Genomic DNA, 19,607 nt, shown 5'->3' with positions numbered 1-19,607 from the left:
AATATAGCGGGCATAGTGATTTACTTTAACTGGATCACGAAAAAGCGTGTTGGGGGAGAATCGAGACAGGCAACGACCCGCCCGGTACAAAGCCGGACAGGTGCAGAGATTAGTGGGTCGTACCGCGTAGTTTCAGTTTGCTGGGAACAAAGACCAGAAGCGGCAGCGCACGACCATCGCGGACTTTTTCGAAAAGCAGGTTTACCCCCTGGCTTCCCATCATTTCTGAGTGAATACGTACGGTGGAGAGCGGTGGGAAGGTGAAGCGCGCCGTCGGTATATCGTTCACGCTAATCAGTGAAATATCGCCAGGGATCGCCAGGCCGTGTTCGTGGATGGCTCGTAAAACGCCAATGGCAATAGAGTCAGATGCCACAAACAACGCGCGCGGATAATCGGCTTTCGCCAGCATCTGTTTCGCGAGTTCGTAGCCGGAGGAGCTGGAGAAACCGCCACGCCAGATATCCTCTTCCTGGACTACCTGCTTCAGACGTCCATATTCAACAAATGCCGCTTCACGGATATCGGCTTTACCGGGTTCGTCTTCACCACCGATAAATCCAATGCGGTTCACGCCCTGGGCGCTATAAAAATCAATGATCTCTTTACTGATTCGCACCAGATCGATGTCAACAGCATCATATTCGCTGCCGGGTTCGTGAAAGTCGATAAAGCAAATGTTGTCGGTCAGCGCAGTCGCTGCCGTGCGCAGGGCTGGCGACGGTTTACCGACAATTAAAATACCGGTGATGTTTCTGATATCGGGCAACCCGCTATGTTCATAGCAGTTGGTGAGCTCAATGCCCAGCTTTTCGCATTGTGTTTCAATGCCATGCCGGATTGCCAGATAGTAAGGATCGTTAATTTCGAGATCCTGCTGATAACTGTAAATGGCAAGGATATGGTGCTGGCTGACCGAACTGCTCTGACTTTTGCGGGCGCTGCTGGTTTTGTATTCGAGTTTTTCCGCGATCTCCAGGATGCGATGCTTCGTCTCTTCCTTCACGTTCAACGTGGGATCGTCATTCAGGACCCGGGAAACTGTTGCCAGGGAGACACGTGCTTCAATTGCAATATCTTTTAGTGTGGCCATGGTTACCTTATGTCAACGTTGCCCCGAGATGCATTTTCATTGTAAAGGAAGCGCTTTTCTATGCATCTGTTTTCAGTAAATAAAGCGTGAATATTTGACGCGCTCGGGGGAAAACCGAAGATTCTGAATGTGATCTGTACAACGTTTTCCTCCTCTCACGCGCCTCGGCAATAAAATGTTTTGCTATGATTTAGTAAAAATTTACCTGGAGGCATTATATGGAAAGCGTTGCGTTTACCGATTTTACGCGTATGGAGATTCGGGTTGGAAAGATCACTGAGGTAAAGCGTCATGAGAATGCTGACAAGCTGTATATCGTGCAGGTGAATGTGGGAGAAAGGACCCTGCAAACTGTTACCAGCCTGGTACCCTATTACGCGCAAAACGAGCTGTTAGGAAAAACGGTGGTGGTGCTGTGTAATCTGCAAAAAGTGAAAATGCGCGGTGAAACGTCAGAATGTATGCTGTTATGCGCAGAAACTGATGACGGCAGCGAAAGCGTATTGTTAACGCCGGAGCGTGCCACGCCCGCCGGCGTGAGAATTGTCTAATCGGTTAAAATACCGGGTGGCGGTTGCGTATATCCGGCCTACGGGCGCGATGCTATTGTAGGCTGGATACGCGCAGCGCCATCCTGTATTGCAGACTACACCTCTTCTACGCTTACCCGCAGTGCCGCCAGCGCTTTTCGTGCCGACTTCAGCACCAGTTCGCACTGCTCGATGGTAAGGGTGAGCGGGGGTTCGATGCGGATCGTTTTCGCGTTGTTGAGCGTCCCGGCAACCAGTACCCGCTGGCGGAACATTTCGCTCGCGAAACGGTAGCCTGTCTCATTGTCGACAAACTCGATTGCCATCAGCATCCCTTTCCCACGCGCATCCTGCACCAGGTCCGGGTACTCCCGCGCTAACTGACGAAAACCGTCGAGCAACATGTCGCCTTTTTGCTCTGCCTGCGCGGGCAGATTTTGCTCCAGCAGCACATTGATGGTGGCCAGCGCGGCCGCACAGGCCAACGGGTTACCGCCAAAGGTGGTGGTGTGCAGGAACGGGTTATCAAACAGTACCGAGAAGACCTCTTCGGTGGCGATCGTCGCGCCAATCGGCATTACGCCGCCACCCAGCGCTTTTGCCAGGCATAAGATGTCAGGCTGCACGTTCTCATGCTCGCAGGCAAACATCTTGCCGGTACGCCCCATCCCGGTCTGTACTTCGTCGAAAATCAGCAGCGCGCCAAACTCATCGCACAACTGACGCACGGCAGGGAGATAGCCCTGTGGAGGCAGGATCACACCGCCTTCGCCCTGAATGGGTTCCAGGATCACCGCCGCCACATCATCTCCGGTTTTTTTGCACTCGCTGAGCGCGGTACGCATAGCCTCGATATTGCCGAACGGCACATGACGGAAGCCCGGCAGTAGCGGCATAAACGGCTTGCGGAAAGTGGACTTGGCGGTAGCGGACAATGCGCCCAGCGATTTCCCATGGAACGCGCCGCTGGTGGCGATAAAGGTAAATTTGCCGCGCGGTGACTGGTACGCTTTCGCCAGTTTCAGCGCCGCTTCGACCGATTCGGTCCCGCTGTTGCTAAAGAAGCTGTATTTGAGTTTTCCGGGCGCCAGGGCAGCAAGGGTTTTTGCCAGCATAGCCCGCAGTGGGTCAAGCAGTTCCTGGCTGTGAAGCGGTTGCTTCGCAAGTTGATTCTGTACGGCGGAAACCACAACTGGATTACGGTGCCCCACGTTGAAAATTCCAAAACCTCCCAGACAGTCGACAAACTCCTGTCCCTGGGTGTCGACAAGCGTGTTCAGACTTCCCGCTTGCCACTCTACGGCTCCGTAATCCCCGCCGGCGGTAACAGATTTGCGATACTCTAAAAACCCCGGATTAACATGCTCTTTGAAGTAATCAATCACCTCTCGGTTAAGTGCTTTCATCTCCTCATGATCAAGCGTTCGCTTTTCAATGAGATTCAGTGCGTGTGCGCTACAGGCCAAAGCCGATGCGCTGGAAGGTAACCTGTTCAAAATAGACTCCCGGAGCTCGCGTATCACATGATACCGATTTAAGTATTGCAGGGATTGCGCCATCCCGGCGGCGCTGACGAAAATCGGGATAAACACCAGGGAGAACAGTTATTGCGCAACATTTAATCTCATTTGTTAACAGTTGTTGGGTTTTTGCGCAAAATGAAGACCGGGCGAGAGCGGTGTCAGAAGGGGCGATTGCGCTGAAATAGTGCAAAATTTGCGCGATAACGGTGCGGGTACTATAGTGCGATTTTATAGTTTCAATATGAAAGTATTTTAAATCAATCAATTAGAATTCGTACAAATTATGAGGTTTAATCGCAAATTGCGATCTAAATCAAATTTAACATCTAAAGATAAATCCGTTAGCGCCGAAATAACCTCTGACAAAAAGTTAACAACCAGATAACCTGCACAGGACGCGATTATGTCTTCTCAGCTCTACGTTACCCAGCAAAATACGCCGCTGGATGACGATACGACCCTCATGTCGACGACCGATCTCCACAGTTATATTACTCACGCTAACGATACATTCGTTAACATCAGCGGTTACGCGCTTAAGGAATTACTGGCGCAGCCGCACAATCTGGTGCGTCATCCGGACATGCCGAAAGCAGCCTTTGCCGACATGTGGTACACCCTGAAACAGGGCGAGCCGTGGAGCGGTATCGTCAAGAATCGTCGTAAAAATGGCGATCACTATTGGGTTCGGGCCAACGCCGTACCGATGGTGCGTGAGGGGGAGGTGACGGGTTACATGTCAATTCGCACTCGCGCGACGGACGACGAGATCGCCGCCGTTGAGCCGTTATATCAGGCGCTCAATGAAGGCCGCTGTCGACGCCGGATCCACAAAGGACTGGTGGTGCGTAAAGGCTGGCTCGGTAAACTGCCGGCAATGCCCGTGCGCTGGCGGGTTCGCAGCGTGATGGCGCTTCTCTATGTAGTGCTGGCGGCAACGTTGCAACTTTCTGCTGCCCCAGGGATCGCGCAACTGATGTGCGCGCTGGTGATGCTGTTGGGTACGGCGGCGTTTGAGTGGCAGATTGTTCGTCCGATTGAGAATGTGGCAAAACAGGCGCTGAAGGTCGCGACCGGTGAGCGCAACAGCGTGGCGCATCTTAATCGCAGCGACGAACTGGGGCTGACGCTTCGCGCCGTCGGGCAACTGGGGCTGATGTGTCGCTGGCTAATCAACGACGTTTCAAGTCAGGTGTCGAGTGTGAGAAACGGCAGTGAAACACTGGCAAAAGGCAACGACGATCTGAATAAGCACACTCGCCAAACGGTTGATAATGTACAGCAGACGGTGGCCACCATGAATCAAATGGCGGCATCTGTAAAACAAAACTCAGAAACCGCGTCCGCTGCCGATAAATTGTCGATTGCCGCCAGCAGCGCGGCGACGCAAGGCGGTGAGGCGATGGATACCGTGATTAAAACGATGGATGACATCGCCGACAGTACGCAGCGCATCGGCACTATCACCACGCTGATTAACGATATCGCGTTCCAGACCAATATCCTTGCTCTCAATGCTGCCGTTGAGGCGGCGCGGGCCGGTGAGCAGGGGAAAGGATTTGCGGTTGTCGCGGGCGAGGTACGCCATCTGGCCAGCCGTAGCGCCAGCGCGGCGAACGATATTCGTAAGTTGATTGATGCCAGCGCAGATAAAGTGCAATCGGGTTCCCGGCAGGTTCATGCGGCGGGGCGCACGATGGACGATATTGTCGCTCAGGTCCAGAATGTCACCCAGTTGATTGCGCAGATCAGCCATTCCACGCTGGAGCAGTCTGACGGGCTGACCAGTCTGACCCGTGCAGTAGATGAGCTTAATAACATCACGCAGAAGAACGCCGAGCTGGTTGAAGAGAGCGCTCAGGTGTCCGCCATGGTGAAACACCGCGCCAGCCGTCTGGAAGATGCTGTAACGGTACTGCATTAATTCCTGGTCAATTTTCCTGCCAACGCTTACCGTGATGGTAAGCGTTATTGTAATAATAATGTTAATGATATATTAAATAATACCACCTGCGGGTGGTTTTTTTATTTTATTCACGTGTTTCAATTTCTGTCTTCTGGCTATTTAGAAATGAGAAAAAATCGTTTATATAACGATCGGTCTGCCTTTATTCATCGTCAAAAACTATTTATAGACGTGGATAGATAATAAAAAGCGATCAATATCATAAAGTTAGTGAGTTTGTTACCGATAAAGGAATCTGTCTGAAGAAAACTATCTCCAGGGAGAATATATGTTTTTGCGTAACGTAAAGATTCGCTCGAAATTATTTATCGCGTTTGGTTTGTTTATTGTACTGATGATGGTGAGTTCGGGCCTTTCATTATTTAGCCTGGACCGGGCCAACCGCGGTATGCAAAACATCATTACCAATGATTATCCCATCACGGTAAAAGCCAACCAGCTCATTGACCATTTCCAGGATTTTGTCAGTACGCAGCAGTTGATGCTGATGGACGAGGAAGGGCGATGGACCCAGACATCGCAGAAAAAACTCGACACCATTAGCCAACAGATTACGGTACTGCTGGATGAGCTAAGCGCTGCGCCGCTGAATGCCGAATCGAAAAAGGTGATTGCCGGGATCCGCGACGTGCGTGAACAGTACCTTGCTTCCCGTTTCCGTATTTTACAGGCGCTGCAAAATCATAACCGTCAGGCGGCGATGCAGGAGATGATGACCACAACGGTCAATCTACAGCAGGCTTATAAAGCCAAAGTTCATGAACTGATTGCCATTGAAGATGCGCAGATGGTCAATGCTGGCGCGCAGGTGGAAAGCGATTTTCACACGAATCGGGCGCTGCTCAGCGCACTGGCGCTTATCGGTATTGCTGCCGGCTGTATGATGGGCTGGTATATCGTACGTTCCATCACCCGGCCGCTGAATGAGGCGGTGCAGTTTGCCGAAGCGATTGCCGGGGGCGATCTGACGCGTAATATCATCACCACGCAGAAAGATGAGACCGGCGTACTGCTGCATGCTCTCATGGCAATGAAAACCCGCCTGCTGGAGATTGTCCAGGAAGTCCAGAACGGCTCAGAGAATATTTCCAGCGCCGCAGCGCAGATTGTTGCCGGAAACCAGGACCTGGCCGCGCGAACGGAAGAACAGGCCAGTTCCGTTGAGCAGACCGCCGCGTCGATGGAGCAGATCACCGCCACGGTAAAAAACACCGCAGAGCATACCGGCGAGGCGACGAAGCTCTCTGCGGGGGCGGCAACGGTGGTGAAAAATAATGGCGAAATGATGAATCAGGTCACGCAAAAAATGCGCGTGATTAATGAAACCTCTCACCGGATGTCGGACATCATCAACCTGATAGACGCTATTGCCTTTCAGACCAATATTCTGGCGCTGAATGCGGCGGTTGAAGCGGCGCGGGCGGGTGAACATGGGCGCGGGTTTGCTGTCGTGGCGGGAGAAGTGCGGCAACTGGCTCAGAAAAGTGCCTCCTCTGCCAGCGAGATCCGTCATCTGATTGAGGATTCCACCGGGCAGACCCAGGAAGGGATGCTGTTGGTGGAGAAAGCCAATGCCCTGATTAATGGCATGGTGACTAACGTTGAAGAGATGGATGTAATACTGCGCGAGATCGGTCAGGCCAGCCGTGAACAGACTGACGGTATCTCGCAGATTAACAGCGCGATTGGCCTGATTGACGCCACCACGCAGCAGAACTCCTGTCTGGTCGAGGAGTCGGTTGCGGCGGCGGCGTCGCTAAACGAGCAGGCGTTACACTTAAAAGAGATGGTGAAAGTATTCCGTGTTCGTGAAGGTGACGCCCTGCCGGTTTAATCGAGCTGGGCGATTTCCAGCGCCGCGCGGTCGATCACGCCAATGATCTTTTTAAGCTGCGCGTCGCTGATCTCACCCTGATTCACCCGGAGATCCAGCACCGCTTTGAAGTTTTCCAGCGCCCGCTTCATCTGCGGATTCTTACGCAGCTCAACGCCAACATTGCGCGCCTGAACGCGTTCCTGAATGTGGCCGAGATGCTCACGATTCTCCTCCAGCCATTGCGCGCCGGTATCAGTGATGGTGATTTTTTTGCGTCCGCCATCCTCTTCGCTAATGGTTATAAATGCCTGATCCTGGAGAAAATCCAGCGTCGGGTAGATCACGCCAGGGCTCGGTGTATAGTTGCCCTGCGTCAGATTCTCGATGGCTTTGATCAGCTCATAACCGTGGCTGGCCTCGCGGGAGAGAATGTCCAGAATCACCAGACGCAGTTCGCCGTGACCGAAAAAGCGCTGACGCCGACCACCGCCGCCTCTACCGTGACGATGTTCGCAACCGTCGTGATGATGCCCTTCGCCTTTACAGCAGCCTTCATGAAGATGTCGCATGATGTTCTCCTGATACTAATTAGATATATCTAATCTATATCTAAATTGATATTTAAAGCAAGTGGTGTTAGCTCAAAAATTCTAACGCACTGAATTTAAATGTGAAAAACAAGTCAGGAAAGGACCGGTAAACCCTATCAAAAAAGGGCTTGCAATTCTGGCTATTAGCAATCATTATCATTTAAATCTCGATTTCGATATATCTGATTATCATACGACGACACAAACGAAGGCAAACAATGACGAATAAAACCTCACGCTATCCCCAGCGCGTGCGCAATGAACTGCGCTTTCGCGAACTTACCGTTCTGCGCGTAGAACGTATCGGTATCGGTTTTCAGCGTATTGTGCTGGGCGGCGAGGCGCTGGAAGGCTTTCGCTCGCACGGTTTTGACGATCACACCAAGGTCTTTTTTCCCGAGCCGGGAAGCCATTTCGTTCCGCCAACCGTAACCGATGAAGGCATTGTCTGGGGAGAGGGCGTGCGCCCCGCGTCCCGCGATTACACACCGCTGTATGATGAAGCCCGCCATGAACTGGCGCTGGATTTTTTCATCCATGATGGCGGCGTGGCGAGTACCTGGGCGTTGCTGGCGCGTGAAGGCGACAGGCTGACTGTCGGCGGGCCACGTGGTTCGCTGGTGGTACCGGAAGATTACGCCTGCCAGGTTTATGTTTGCGATGAGTCCGGTATGCCAGCGTTGCGTCGTCGTCTTGAAGCACTGAGTCGCTTACCGGTAAAACCGACGGTGACTGCGCTGGTGAGCGTCGCCGATCCGGCATATCAGGATTACCTCGCGCATCTGGACGATTTCGCGATTGAATGGCTGGGGCATGATGAGCAGGCGGTTGCCGCACGACTGGCGCAGATCGAGGTGCCGCAAGACGATTACTTCATCTGGATCACCGGCGAAGGGAAGGTGGTGAAAAACCTCAGCCGCCGCTTTGAGCAGGAACCGTTTGATCAACAGTTAGTGCGCGCCGCGGCGTACTGGCATAAGAAATAAGCGGTCGCCAGGCACTCCGGCAACGTGTGTGCCCTCAGACGGTGTAGAAACCGTGCGTACCGTCGCGCTCAAGCTGGGCTACCAGTCCGTACTCCCAGTCGAGATAAGCCTGCGTCGCGTGCGCAGAGTTATCCGTTCCTTCATAAGGGCGACGATAGCGATCGCGACGGGCGACCGCAAGCCGTTGTGCCCCGTGTTCCAGCGGAAGATTCTGCGCAATCCATGCCTGAGTGCCGCCTGTCAGGAGCTTCACCGGTTTGCCGGTCAGCGCGGCGACATCTGCTATCGCATAACGGGCAAGCAGACTACTGCCGCAGGTCAGAACATAGCGCCTGGCTTCTGGTATGTTTTCCAGCGCCTGCGGGAGCTGTGAGCGCGTCAGCCACCATGCGCCAGGAATATGCCGGGCGATATAGTTCGCGCTGGTGGTGAAATCAAGCAACACCGTGCCGTCCTGGGTTAAGTCATCAGCCAGTTGCTGCGGAGAGATCTCTTCGGCAATCGGGGCGGGCGGCAGCTCAGCGATGGCTGCGCCCGATGCCGTGAACGCCGCCGGGTTGGCGTTTAACACGGCCACTTCCCACCCCATCTGCGCTAGCCAGGAGGCCGTCATCGCGCTGCGCACCCCGTCGTCATCAATCAGCACTATCCGCGCTCCGCGAACGCTGGCGAAGTGGTCGGTCTCCTGGACCAGTTGCCCGCCGGGGGCGCTGATGCTGCCCGGCAGATGCGCGGTTTCGAACTCCTGCTGACTGCGAACATCAAAAAGATAGGTGGTGCGCGAGTCATCCTGTCGCCAGCGGGCAAGCGTGGCGTTGTCGATGAAAATGACCCCGGCACGTTCAGCCAGCGCCCGGGCCTGCACACGCGTAGCTTCGGGGGCGACAGCGGCATCGTCATAATAGCGTTGCTGCTGGTGCTCCAGCGTAAAGCCTGCCAGCGTCCAGCCAATCGTGCCATTACGCAGCGCGAAGACCGGATTTTCTATACCGGCGTTAATCAGTGACTGGGCGCCAATAATACTGCGGGTGCGTCCGGCGCAGTTCACAATCACCTGCGTTTCGCGATGAGGGACGAGGGCGGCAATGCGCTGCGCCAGTTCTGCTCCCGGTACGCTAATACTGCCGGGGATGCTCATCGTCTGGTACTCATCAAAGCGTCTGGCATCGACAATAACGATGTCTGCCTGCTGATCGATTAACGATTTCACATCCTGTGCGCTGAGCGAGGGTGTGGCTTTATTCGCTTCGACAAATTCACCGAAGGCTTTACTGGGGGAATTCACATCCTGGAACAGTTCACCTCCCGCCGCTTTCCAGCCAGCAAGCCCACCTTCCAGTTGTGCGACATCCGTATAGCCCCATTGTTGTAGTCGCGCGATCGCCAGCGCCGCTAATCCTTCGCCATTGTCATAGACCGTGATGGCGGTGTGGCGACGGGGTATGCGGCGAAAGATCTCCAGTTCGAGTTTGCTCAAAGGCAGATTCGCGGCAAACAGCGGGTGATTTTGGGCGAAGTCGGCCTCTTCACGGACATCGATAATCGCGACTTCTTCTTTCGCCAGTAGCTGCTGGCGCAACTGGCTAAAATGACGGGTCTGAAAACGGGCCATGGTCAATTTTCCTTTGAAAGATCCCAGATATTGGGGATGTGGCTGTTGGAGTACCCGGAGATAAACGGTTTAACTGTGCCGTCAGGCATGTAGACGGCACGTCTGACGGCGCCGATATTGCCGCCATAAACATGGATACTGATCGATGTGCGATCGGTATAGGCGTTGCTGACCCGATGAATGTCGCCATCCCATTGCGAGACGGTTTCGACCTGCCCAGCGTGGAGTGTTCCCTCGCCACCGAAGGGGAGGGGAACGCCGTGACGGTCGAGGCGAAAGCGTTCATTTTTTTCTGCTCCACGCAGCATGCCGATCGCTCCCCAGACCCGATGATCGTGAATCGGCGTGGCTTGTCCCGGCCCCCAGACAAAACTGACGACAGAAAAGCGCTGCGCCGAATCCACATGCAGTAAATACTGCTGGTAGTGCTGCGGATGCGGGAGGCTGTACGCCTCAGGCAGCCAGTCGTCGTGTTGCACCAGTTCGGCAACGTAATTTGCCGCTGTTGCCAGGCGTGCTGGTTCATCAACAGTATGCGAAGTGAGGTGCGCCAACTGTTCGATGAGCAGGCGTAACCGATCGAGTCTCAGAGGTGTTGTCATGGTGGATTCCTTACTGAAGCACTGGTCAACACCATAACAAAGGCCTTAATATTATATAAATGCATTTAATGCATATTCTAATATGCAAAATAGACATTAAGGAAACCATGCGTACTGATGACATTGATGCACTGCTGGCGGTCGTGCAGTTCTCCTCACTCAACCAGGCGGCAGAATATCTGGGTATTACGCAGTCAGCGATCACCCGCCGTTTGCAGCGCCTGGAACAAACCCTCGGCGCGACGCTGCTGGACAGACAAACTAAACCCCTGACGCTGACGGCAGTAGGACACCGGGTTTATGAGCAATGTCTGACCATTAAACGTGAAACGAAACGACTCGAAAGTCTGCTTAACAGCGATGCGGAACCCAGCGGCGTGCTGCGTCTTGGCGTCCCGCAGAGTATCAGCGAGCTGGCCCTGCAGCCCGCACTGACAGCATTGCAGGCGCATTATCCTCAACTGGATATCCGCGTCACCTGCGGCTGGAGTGGGCAGCTTCAAAAACGGCTGGAGAACGTAGAACTGGACAGCGTGCTGGCGATGGGCCCGGCGCAGCAAACTTTCCGGGAGGGGCTGCACGGGCGTGCGCTCTGTCCCCTGGACATTGTTGTCATTGCCGGTAAAAACCTGCGTCTGCGCGCACAGGATTTGCGGGACTGCGCTGCGCACGGCTGGCTGTTAAATCCGGACGGCTGTGGTCTGCGTGCGGGCCTGATTCGCACGCTACAGGCGCAAGGGCTGAGTCTACCCCTCAGTGTCGAAACGCCTTCGGCACAACTGCAAATTTCGCTGGTTGCGCAAGGGCTGGGATTGGGGCTGGTGCCAAAAGCAGCGCTAATGAAGCATCCGCTCCGCGATGAGATTGACATCCTGACGCTGGCAGATTTTCAGCCGCAGGTGCACATTTGGCAGGTCAGCACGCATGATCTCGGCAGCCTTCAGCATCCGGTGACTTTTTTTTCCGGGAAAGTAGTCCAGGCGCTGTCAGTAACTGACTGAAATTATTTGTTTATCTCTTAGTATGCGCATATGGCATATTAAGTTATGATAAAAATGCATTTAGTTCATTAGAACGTTGCGTATAGGGTAATTCTACATCGCCGCAGCTTGCGGCTTCCTGTACCCGACATCCTGACAGAAGGAGTTCTAATGAGCGTTCAGTTCATCGGCATGATTGGTCATCGCCTCTCTTCAGAAACTATCGCCCCCGTCGGCCCGATTTTCGATCGTGATTATATTGTGCGCTTTGCACAGACTCATGAGGCGGCGGGCTTCGATCGCCTGCTGGTCGGACACTGGTCCGATCAACCGGACGGCTTTCTGGTTACCGCGCTGGCGGGGCTGTCCACGCAAAAAATCCACTTTCTGCTGGCGCACCGTCCCGGGTTTGTCTCCCCAACGCTGGCGGCACGTAAACTGGCGACGCTTGAGCATCTGCTGGACGGGCGACTGGCGGTGCATATTATCACCGGTGGAAATAATGCGGAGCAACGCCGCGACGGCGATTATCTTGACCACGACCAGCGTTATGCGCGTACCGACGCCTTTCTTGAGGTGGTGCGCCAGACCTGGACGCAGTCTGCGCCGTTTGATGTTAACAACGCCTTTTATCAGGTCGAGCAGGCGTATTCCGCGATTCGTCCTCTCCAGCAACCGCATATCCCGATTTACTTTGGCGGTTCTTCCGATGCGGCCATCGCGGTTGCCGGTAAGCATGCCGACGTCTTCGCTTTGTGGGGCGAATCGCTGGCGCAGACGGAAGAGACAATTCACCGCGTGCGTGCAGAAGCCGCAAAACATCAGCGCGAAATAGATTTCAGCGTCTCGTTCCGCCCCATTATCGCGGATACCGAAGCGCAGGCCTGGGAAAAGGCGGAAGAGATCCTCCATATTGCCACCGAGCGTGCCGACAAAGTCGGCGGCGGTTACAACATCAAACCTGACAGCGTGGGTGCGCAGCGTTTGCGCGAAACCGCCGCGCTGGGCCGCGTAGTGGATAAACGTTTGTGGACCGGCATCGCCAGCCTGGTCGGCGGTGGGCAGAACTCCACGGCGCTGGTGGGAACGCCGGAGCAGGTCGCCGACGCGCTGCTGGATTACTACGATCTTGGCGTGCGTAATTTCCTGATCCGCGGCTTCGACCCGCTTAACGATGCGCAGGACTACGGTAAAGCGCTGCTGCCGATCACGCGTGAGAAAGTGGCGCAGCGTGATGCTCAGGAAAAGGCGTCCTGATATGCGCCCGCCCGTCACGCCTCCTACACCGGACGTGCTCACTCGCCTGACCGCTGAACTGGCTGAACAGGCAGGGGCGCTCGATAAAAAGGGTGATTTTCCGCATGACAATCTGGCCCGCCTGCAACAGCTGGGCTGGCTCAGCCTTGCCTGTCATGACGACACGGATCTCGCGACGCTCCAGCGGGTGATTAGCGCCATTGCCCAGGGCGAACCGTCTACGGCGCTGATCGTCTGCATGCAGTATCTGCATCATTTGCGGCTGGCCGATAACGATAGCTGGCCCTCAGCGTTACGTCAGCAGGTTACAGAAAGCGCCAGGGAAAAAGGGGCGCTGATTAACAGCCTGCGCGTGGAACCAGAACTGGGCTCGCCCGCTCGCGGCGGTTTGCCGCAGACGGTAGCGACCCGCACGCCGCAGGGCTGGCGAATCAACGGTCATAAAATCTACACCACTGGCATCGAAGGGCTGAGCTGGCTGGCGTTGTGGGCGCGTAGTGACGATCCCACGCCGCAGGTTGGTGTCTGGCTGGTGCCGCGAGAGAGTGAGGGGATTCGTGTGGTGAAAAGCTGGGATCACATAGGCATGCGGGCCAGCGGCAGCCACGAGGTGATCCTGACCGATGTGAGGGTTCCGCTGGAAAATGCCGTTGACACCTTTGCCTTCGACCAGCCACCTACGGCAAACGCTGAGCAGACGCGCCTGTTTGCCAATCGCCACACCGCACTGCTGGCGGCGATTTATGACGGCATTGCGCGTGCCGCCACGCAGTGGCTGATCGGCTGGCTGCGCCATCGCGTACCGGGCAGTCTCGGTCATCCGTTAGCGACATTACCTCGCGTGCAGGAGAGCGTGGGGCAAATCGACGAGTGGCTACTGGTAAACCAGAGCTTGCTGCGTCAGGCCGCAGCGCTGGCGTTGACCACGGAACAGGCCAATCTGGCTAAGGTCACTATCACGCAACATGCGGTGCAGGTGGTGGAAAAAGCGCTGTCGCTCACCGGCAACCACGGACTGACGCGTGATAACCCGCTGGAGCGCCATTATCGCAATGTCCTTTGTGGCAGAGTACATACCCCTCAACAAGACAGCGCCTGGATTGCTGCCGGTCGTCAGTCACTGACTCAACAGGATTATCATGAAAAAACGTTATAAATCGTGGCTTATCAGTGCGTTATTACTGGTTTTTAGTTCGCAGTCGTGGGCAGCGGAGCGCATTACATTGCGCATTGCCGATCAGAAAGGTGGTATGCGTTCCCAGCTTGAGGCGGCGAATGGTTTGCAGAACCTCACTTACGACATCAAATGGGCGGAATTTCCGGCGGCGGCTCCGCTCGCGGAAGCGCTTAATGCTGGAGCGGTGGATGTCGGTATCATCGGCGATGCGCCGCTGTTGTTTGCGCTTGCGAACGGCGCGCCGGTAAAAGCGGTAGCGGTGGATAAAAGTAATCCGGCAGGGACGGCGGTGCTGGTGGCAGACGGAGCGACGCTGAAAACAGCGCAGGACCTGAAAGGTAAACGTATCGCCACCGGTAAAGGCTCGATTGGACATTTTGTCGCGTTGAAAGCGCTGCAACAGGCCGGATTAAAACCGGAGGATGTGCAGTGGGTTTTCCTCGGACCGGTGGATGCCAAAATTGCGCTGGTCAGTGGCTCCGTGGACGCCTGGGCAACCTGGGAACCGTACACCACGCAAATGGTGAAAACAGCGCAGGGGAAAATACTGGTCAGCGGCGAAGGTCTGCTGCCGGGGAATACCTTCCTTGCGGCCACGGACACCACGCTTGCCGATCCGGCAAAACGTGCGGCGTTGCAGGATTACCTCAACCGACTGGCGAAGGCAGAACGCTGGGCCTATGCCAACCTCGACAGCTACGGCAAAACGCTGGGAGAGATTATTAAGTTCCCTCCTGAGATCGCCCGTGCGCAGTTTGCCAACCGCCAGTCGCGCTGGCAGGTCGTCGATACGAAGACCGTCAGCCAGCAGCAGGCCACGGCAGATTTTTATCAGGCAAACGGATTAATTCGCCAGAAGCTGGACGTGCAGCCGACCTTTTATCATGACTTCACCGTACCGCCCGCCACGGAGATCCTCCCATGAGCCTGACCTCTCTTTTTTCACGCCGTCAGTTTTTACGCCTGAGCGGTGGTGCGCTGGCGCTGCCTGCGCTTGGTGGTTTTTCTCCGGCGCTGTGGGCGCACGATCATGTTCCGCCGTCTTCGCAGAATCTGGCTCTGCGACTGCCGGAACCGGTCAAAATCAAGCTTGCGGTGAATAAGAGTGCGGTCTGTCTGGCACCTGTCACGGTGGCGGAGCAGCAAAAATTCTTCAGTAAATACAATCTGGATGTTGAGCTGGTGAACTTCGGCAACTCCACCGACGTCCTGCTGGAGGCCATCGCCACCGGAAAAGCTGATGCGGGAGTGGGGATGGCGCTACGCTGGCTGAAGGCGCTGGAGCAAGGCTTCGATGTGAAGCTGACGGCAGGAACGCACGGTGGCTGCCTGAACCTGTTAACCGCGAAACAGTCTCCCTTCACCCAACTGGAAAAACTGAAAGGCCAGACCATCGGCGTGACGGACATGGCCGGGCCGGATAAAAACTTCTTCGCCATTTTGCTTAAGCGTCACGGCATCGATCCGATTGCTGATGTGCAGTGGAAAGTGTATCCCGCCGATCTGCTCAGCGTGGCGCTGGATAAACAGGAGATCGCGGCGATCAGCGGTAGCGAGCCGTTCAGCTACCGTCTGCTGGAGACGGGTAAATACCAGTTGCTCGCCAGCAACATGACTGGTGAATATGCCAATCTGAGCTGCTGTGTGCTTGGCGTTAGTGGTTCGCTCGCACGGGATCATAAACCGGCTGCGGCGGCATTAACTCAGGCGATTCTGGAGGCGCACAGCTATGCCGCGCAGCATCCGGAAAGTGTGGCGGATGCGTTTATGGCTCATGCGTTAAACACTAACGTGGCGGAAGTGCAGGGCATTCTGCACGGGCAGGGGCATGGGCATCATGCGGTCGGCGAAGCGTTTGTTAACGAGATAGCCCAGTACGTGACGGATCTGAAGTTAGTTCAGGTGATTAAGCCGACCACCGATCCTCATCAGTTTGCGGAGAGTATTTATGTCGACGTATTTTCCTGAAACCGCGCTGCCCACCTCCTCACCGCGACGCGTACTGTTCTGGCGTAACGGCCTGCTCGCCGCGCTGAGCTGGCTGGCGACGGCAACGGTGACGCTCTGGTGGCCTAATCTGAACCGGGAGTGGCCGTTCAGCCAGAGTTGGGCGGGGATCCAGCTGGCGCTGAGTGGTGCGTTGTTGCTCTCTGCACTGACTTTTCGCTACTGGTCTGCGCGGGCGGTACGGTTACAAAATGCCGGGAAATGGCTGGTGGCGCTGCCGCTGCTGTTCAGCGTCTGGGAGCTGCTGACGGTTAAAACCGGTACGCTGCCGGTGCCTTTTTTTGCGCCGCCGCAGGCGCTGATTGAAGTGCTGCATGATGACTGGCGGCGTCTGCTGGAAAGTCTCGCGCATTCCTTGTTATTGCTGGGACTGGGAGTGATCGTCGGCACCTCGCTGGGGTTTGTCACCGGCATTGCCATCGGCTGGTCACAGCGTATAGGTTACTGGATGCATCCGGTGCTGCGTCTGTTAGGGCCGGTTCCTTCGACGGCGCTGTTGCCGTTATGTATGTTTATTTTTCCCAGCAGTTTTGGCGCCAGTGTGTTTCTGATTGCCCTGAGTACCTGGTTTCCGGTGACGGTGCTTACCTGGTCCGGCGTCACCAGTATCGACAAAGCCTGGTACGACGTGGCGCGTACGCTCGGCGCCAGCCAGCGTTTTCTCATCCTGAGAGTGGCGATTCCGGCAGCCTTGCCACATGTTTTTGTCGGCGTGTTCATGGGGCTTGGCGCGTCATTTTCGGTGCTGATTGTCGCTGAAATGGTCGGGGTAAAATCAGGGATCGGCTTTTATCTGCAATGGGCGCAGGGCTGGGCGGCCTATCCCAATATGTACGCCGCACTACTGGTGATGGCCTTTCTGTGTTCCGGTTTGATTAGTGGCCTGTTTCTGATCCGCGATCGTCTGTTGAGCTGGCAAAAAGGAGCAGTGCAATGGTGACGTTGGCTGAGAAATTCGACACGACGACGCAGGGCCTGACGATTGATATTCAACATCTCAGCCACGCTTTTCACCTCGGCAAAAAGACGCTGCCAGTGCTGGATAATCTCTCACTGACCATTCATCCAGGCGAAAGCGTTTCGCTGCTGGGGCCTTCGGGCTGCGGTAAGTCGACATTGCTGCGTCTGTTGGCGGGACTTGATCCGGTACAGAGCGGTCAACTCCTTGCCGATGGGCGTACGATTCAGCAACCTGAACCCGAACGGATTCTGGTGTTTCAGGATCCGACGCTCTATCCGTGGCGAACCGTGCGACAAAACGTTCTGCTTGGCCCACAGGCGCAGGGAAAGTCGGGGCTGGATGCGGCAGCGGATGCGCTGATTGCGCGCATGGGGCTTGGTGAATTTACGCATGCGTATCCGAAACAGCTCTCCGGAGGCATGGCGCAACGCGCGGCTCTGGCGCGGGCGCTGCTGAATCAGCCGCGTCTGCTTTTACTGGATGAACCGCTGGGCAAACTCGATTCATTGACGCGGATGAGCATGCAGCGTGAGCTGATTACGCTCTGGCAGAGCCAGGGCTATACCAGCGTGCTGGTCACTCACGATATTGAAGAGGCGCTGCTGCTCAGTGACAGAGTGATTGTGATGTCACCGCGCCCGGCGAAGATCCTCGCTGAATTTACCGTACCGCTGAGTTACCCCCGGCATCGTGACGCTCCACTTTTGTTACAACACCGGCAGGATATTTTGACGTTGCTGGGGCAGGAGCAGGACTGGTGACCGGGAGAATGACGTATTACGCAGGAGAATATAACCACCCTAAAAGACTGAAAATGTGAGGTCTGCTACTTTAGCTATGATTAACGAAATTTAATGATTTCTTTGAGGCTGAAATCGGTTTAAGGTCAAAGGGTCGTCTTGTGTTTTACATGGTAAATTTTAAGGATAAAAGTATGCCAGCAGTCATTGATAAAGCATTAGATTTCATCAACGGGATGAACACCTCGGCCACTTCTCCAGAACCCATGGATGAAAGCACGGCGAAAGGGATTTTGAAATATTTGAAAGAACTGGGCTGCCCGGCAAGTGCGTCGGATATCGTTGCGCGTGGGGAGCGGGAGGGGTGGAACCCTGGATTTACGCAAAAACTGGTTAAGTGGGCTCAGAAGTTTGAAGCCGGAGAGCGGGTTTTGATTAGAGACCCTGAGTATTTTTCATTGTATATGCGCGAGCAACTTCAGGAACTGGTCGACGTTGAGCGCGCGTGATATGCCCCATCACTCTGCCCCGATGCTCTCGCCGTTGCTGTGAGAGCATTCTTTTTGTGTTGTATTACTCGCTCAGGGCCTTAACTGGCCAGTAAAAACCGCGCTTTTTATCTGCTTTTCGGGATCAGTACCGGCGTTATCTTGTTGGTATAAATCGTATTATCAGGAATTGGCTTAAGTACCAGCGAATGCGCGCCAATGGTGACATTGTCGCCAATACGAATTTTTCCACCCAGAACGGAGGCGTTGCAGCCAATGTCTACGTTGTCTCCAATTTCAATCAATGTCTCTGCGGGTGGCGTTCTTCTGCCGATTGTCACGCCCTGTTTCAGATGCAAGTTTTTACCAATAACGCAGAGATCGGTAATCACGATCCCGGAGAAATGCGCTAAATCCAGACCCGGGCCAATTTTGGCCGTTAACGGTATTTCAACATCATAAAGGCGCAGAAGTTTTGCTTCTATTCGCTTTGCGAAACGCCGCTTAATACCGCCCCGGGTGTAGAGATAACAAGCTACTCGCCACCAGAACATATAATACTTTCTACGGTTGTTCCTGATACGGGTGAGCGCTTTGCGCCATGAGAAAGAGTGATCCCGACCAATGACTTCGACGCGTATGCACTCTTTAAGGAATTCCATGTTCATCGTTATGGGGAGCGTGTGATTGATACCGGCGGCAATCATACCTGACACATAACAAGATTCAATGAGTTTTGAGTGAAGGTGTATGCGTTCTGTGAGACGCTTGCCTGTGCATGACAAAGCTGGCTTTACTGGGCTTGTGATTCTTCAATAATAAAATTAACCATCTTTAGACTGAAGGGTCACGCTTCCGGAAAAAACGCCAGTACTGCATTACAGGCTAAAACATGTATTCAAACGGCTTTGGTTATTGAGAATATTGGCCTTTGGCAGATTATTCATTCAAACATTTTAAAAATTGCATTGTCCGCCATGTTATTACTCATCGTAGGACATCTATTATCGCACAAATGTCCAGACGGACATGGGAACCTTGTCATACAATTTATTGGTGACTATTTCTGCTAATCTGTGATCTGCTGCTGCATTAAAGCTTTCTAACTCGTCCATAGTCAGGCAATAGATATTCTTTTCGATGATCTTCTCGAGAGTTTCCTGGTTGGTGCATTGCCTCAACTGGAAAAGCCACTCCTGTTTTGTTTTACTCATACTTTGTTCCTGCTCATGATTACCGTAGCTGTCCTGCATTTCTGAAAAACAGGAGCCGTGTTGGC

Annotated in this window: 19 protein-coding genes; 12 read left to right on the top strand and 7 right to left on the bottom strand. The window is 54.5% G+C overall.

From position 1 onward, the window contains the following. Positions 1-109 precede the first annotated feature (109 nt). Positions 110-1,093, bottom strand: a complete 984-nt coding sequence (gene ebgR / locus QNN88_RS14745) for a transcriptional regulator EbgR (RefSeq protein WP_414240883.1) — start codon at positions 1,091-1,093, stop codon at positions 110-112. Between the two features lie 218 nt (positions 1,094-1,311). Between ebgR and QNN88_RS14740 the strand changes: the two genes are divergently transcribed. Beyond that, complete coding sequence (locus QNN88_RS14740) at positions 1,312-1,644, top strand: tRNA-binding protein (RefSeq protein ID WP_414240882.1); 333 nt, start codon at positions 1,312-1,314, stop codon at positions 1,642-1,644. Between the two features lie 95 nt (positions 1,645-1,739). Here QNN88_RS14740 and ygjG read toward each other — a convergent pair whose 3' ends face one another. Continuing rightward, complete coding sequence (gene ygjG, locus QNN88_RS14735) at positions 1,740-3,119, bottom strand: putrescine aminotransferase (RefSeq protein ID WP_414240881.1); 1,380 nt, start codon at positions 3,117-3,119, stop codon at positions 1,740-1,742. A gap of 430 nt (positions 3,120-3,549) precedes the next feature. Between ygjG and QNN88_RS14730 the strand changes: the two genes are divergently transcribed. Then, positions 3,550-5,070 carry a methyl-accepting chemotaxis protein gene (locus QNN88_RS14730; protein ID WP_414240880.1) on the top strand — a complete coding sequence of 507 codons (1,521 nt, stop codon included), beginning with the start codon at positions 3,550-3,552 and terminating at the stop codon, positions 5,068-5,070. Positions 5,071-5,380: 310 nt separating this feature from the next. After that, positions 5,381-6,946, top strand: coding sequence for a methyl-accepting chemotaxis protein (locus QNN88_RS14725; protein WP_414240879.1), 1,566 nt, complete (start codon positions 5,381-5,383; stop codon positions 6,944-6,946). Here the strand turns inward: QNN88_RS14725 and QNN88_RS14720 are convergent. Next, positions 6,943-7,497 carry a PadR family transcriptional regulator gene (locus tag QNN88_RS14720; protein WP_414240878.1) on the bottom strand — a complete coding sequence of 185 codons (555 nt, stop codon included), beginning with the start codon at positions 7,495-7,497 and terminating at the stop codon, positions 6,943-6,945. The genes QNN88_RS14725 and QNN88_RS14720 overlap by 4 nt on opposite strands. Positions 7,498-7,736: 239 nt before the next feature. Here QNN88_RS14720 and QNN88_RS14715 point away from each other — a divergent pair, with 239 nt between their 5' ends. Beyond that, positions 7,737-8,504: a siderophore-interacting protein gene (locus QNN88_RS14715; protein WP_414240877.1), complete on the top strand. Its 768-nt coding sequence runs from the start codon at positions 7,737-7,739 to the stop codon at positions 8,502-8,504. Positions 8,505-8,538: 34 nt separating this feature from the next. Here QNN88_RS14715 and QNN88_RS14710 read toward each other — a convergent pair whose 3' ends face one another. Both QNN88_RS14710 and QNN88_RS14705 read right to left on the bottom strand, forming a co-directional pair. After that, positions 8,539-10,116 carry a rhodanese homology domain-containing protein gene (locus QNN88_RS14710; protein ID WP_414240876.1) on the bottom strand — a complete coding sequence of 526 codons (1,578 nt, stop codon included), beginning with the start codon at positions 10,114-10,116 and terminating at the stop codon, positions 8,539-8,541. Positions 10,117-10,118: 2 nt separating this feature from the next. Then, on the bottom strand, positions 10,119-10,718 hold the full coding sequence (locus QNN88_RS14705; protein WP_414240875.1) for a cysteine dioxygenase: 600 nt from the start codon (positions 10,716-10,718) through the stop codon (positions 10,119-10,121). Positions 10,719-10,825: 107 nt separating this feature from the next. On the opposite strand from QNN88_RS14705, the gene QNN88_RS14700 reads away from it, so the two are divergent. The 8 genes from QNN88_RS14700 (at position 10,826) to QNN88_RS14665 (ending at position 18,349) form a co-directional block, all read left to right on the top strand. Then, on the top strand, positions 10,826-11,719 hold the full coding sequence (locus QNN88_RS14700; protein WP_414240874.1) for a LysR family transcriptional regulator: 894 nt from the start codon (positions 10,826-10,828) through the stop codon (positions 11,717-11,719). A gap of 150 nt (positions 11,720-11,869) precedes the next feature. Continuing rightward, positions 11,870-12,955 (top strand): LLM class flavin-dependent oxidoreductase, encoded by a 1,086-nt coding sequence (locus tag QNN88_RS14695; RefSeq protein ID WP_414240873.1) that lies wholly within the window; start codon positions 11,870-11,872, stop codon positions 12,953-12,955. A gap of 1 nt (position 12,956) precedes the next feature. Next, entirely contained in the window at positions 12,957-14,111 is a 1,155-nt protein-coding gene (locus tag QNN88_RS14690) for an acyl-CoA dehydrogenase family protein (RefSeq protein ID WP_414240872.1), read from the top strand. Further along, positions 14,095-15,057: an ABC transporter substrate-binding protein gene (locus QNN88_RS14685; RefSeq protein ID WP_414240871.1), complete on the top strand. Its 963-nt coding sequence runs from the start codon at positions 14,095-14,097 to the stop codon at positions 15,055-15,057. The genes QNN88_RS14690 and QNN88_RS14685 overlap by 17 nt, the downstream gene beginning before the upstream one ends. Further along, a complete protein-coding gene (locus QNN88_RS14680; RefSeq protein ID WP_414240870.1) occupies positions 15,054-16,100 on the top strand; it encodes an ABC transporter substrate-binding protein in 1,047 nt (348 codons plus the stop codon). The genes QNN88_RS14685 and QNN88_RS14680 overlap by 4 nt, the downstream gene beginning before the upstream one ends. Next, positions 16,081-17,079: an ABC transporter permease gene (locus tag QNN88_RS14675; RefSeq protein ID WP_414240869.1), complete on the top strand. Its 999-nt coding sequence runs from the start codon at positions 16,081-16,083 to the stop codon at positions 17,077-17,079. Before QNN88_RS14680 ends, QNN88_RS14675 begins: the two co-directional genes overlap by 20 nt. Next, entirely contained in the window at positions 17,073-17,861 is a 789-nt protein-coding gene (locus QNN88_RS14670) for an ABC transporter ATP-binding protein (RefSeq protein ID WP_414240868.1), read from the top strand. Before QNN88_RS14675 ends, QNN88_RS14670 begins: the two co-directional genes overlap by 7 nt. Positions 17,862-18,010: 149 nt before the next feature. Then, positions 18,011-18,349 carry a DUF1889 family protein gene (locus QNN88_RS14665; RefSeq protein WP_414241026.1) on the top strand — a complete coding sequence of 113 codons (339 nt, stop codon included), beginning with the start codon at positions 18,011-18,013 and terminating at the stop codon, positions 18,347-18,349. Between the two features lie 107 nt (positions 18,350-18,456). On the opposite strand, the gene QNN88_RS14660 is transcribed toward QNN88_RS14665, so the two are convergent. After that, on the bottom strand, positions 18,457-19,035 hold the full coding sequence (locus tag QNN88_RS14660) for a serine acetyltransferase (protein ID WP_414241025.1): 579 nt from the start codon (positions 19,033-19,035) through the stop codon (positions 18,457-18,459). Positions 19,036-19,332: 297 nt separating this feature from the next. Further along, positions 19,333-19,542 (bottom strand): hemolysin expression modulator Hha, encoded by a 210-nt coding sequence (hha, locus tag QNN88_RS14655; protein WP_414240867.1) that lies wholly within the window; start codon positions 19,540-19,542, stop codon positions 19,333-19,335. Between the last annotated feature and the right edge of the window lie 65 nt (positions 19,543-19,607).

This window comes from Citrobacter sp. ANG330 (assembly GCF_047467925.1).
Classification (GTDB): Bacteria; Pseudomonadota; Gammaproteobacteria; order Enterobacterales; family Enterobacteriaceae; genus Citrobacter_A; species Citrobacter_A amalonaticus_G.
Note: the sequence above shows the minus strand (reverse complement) of the source record. Positions and strands in the feature narration are given on the sequence as shown.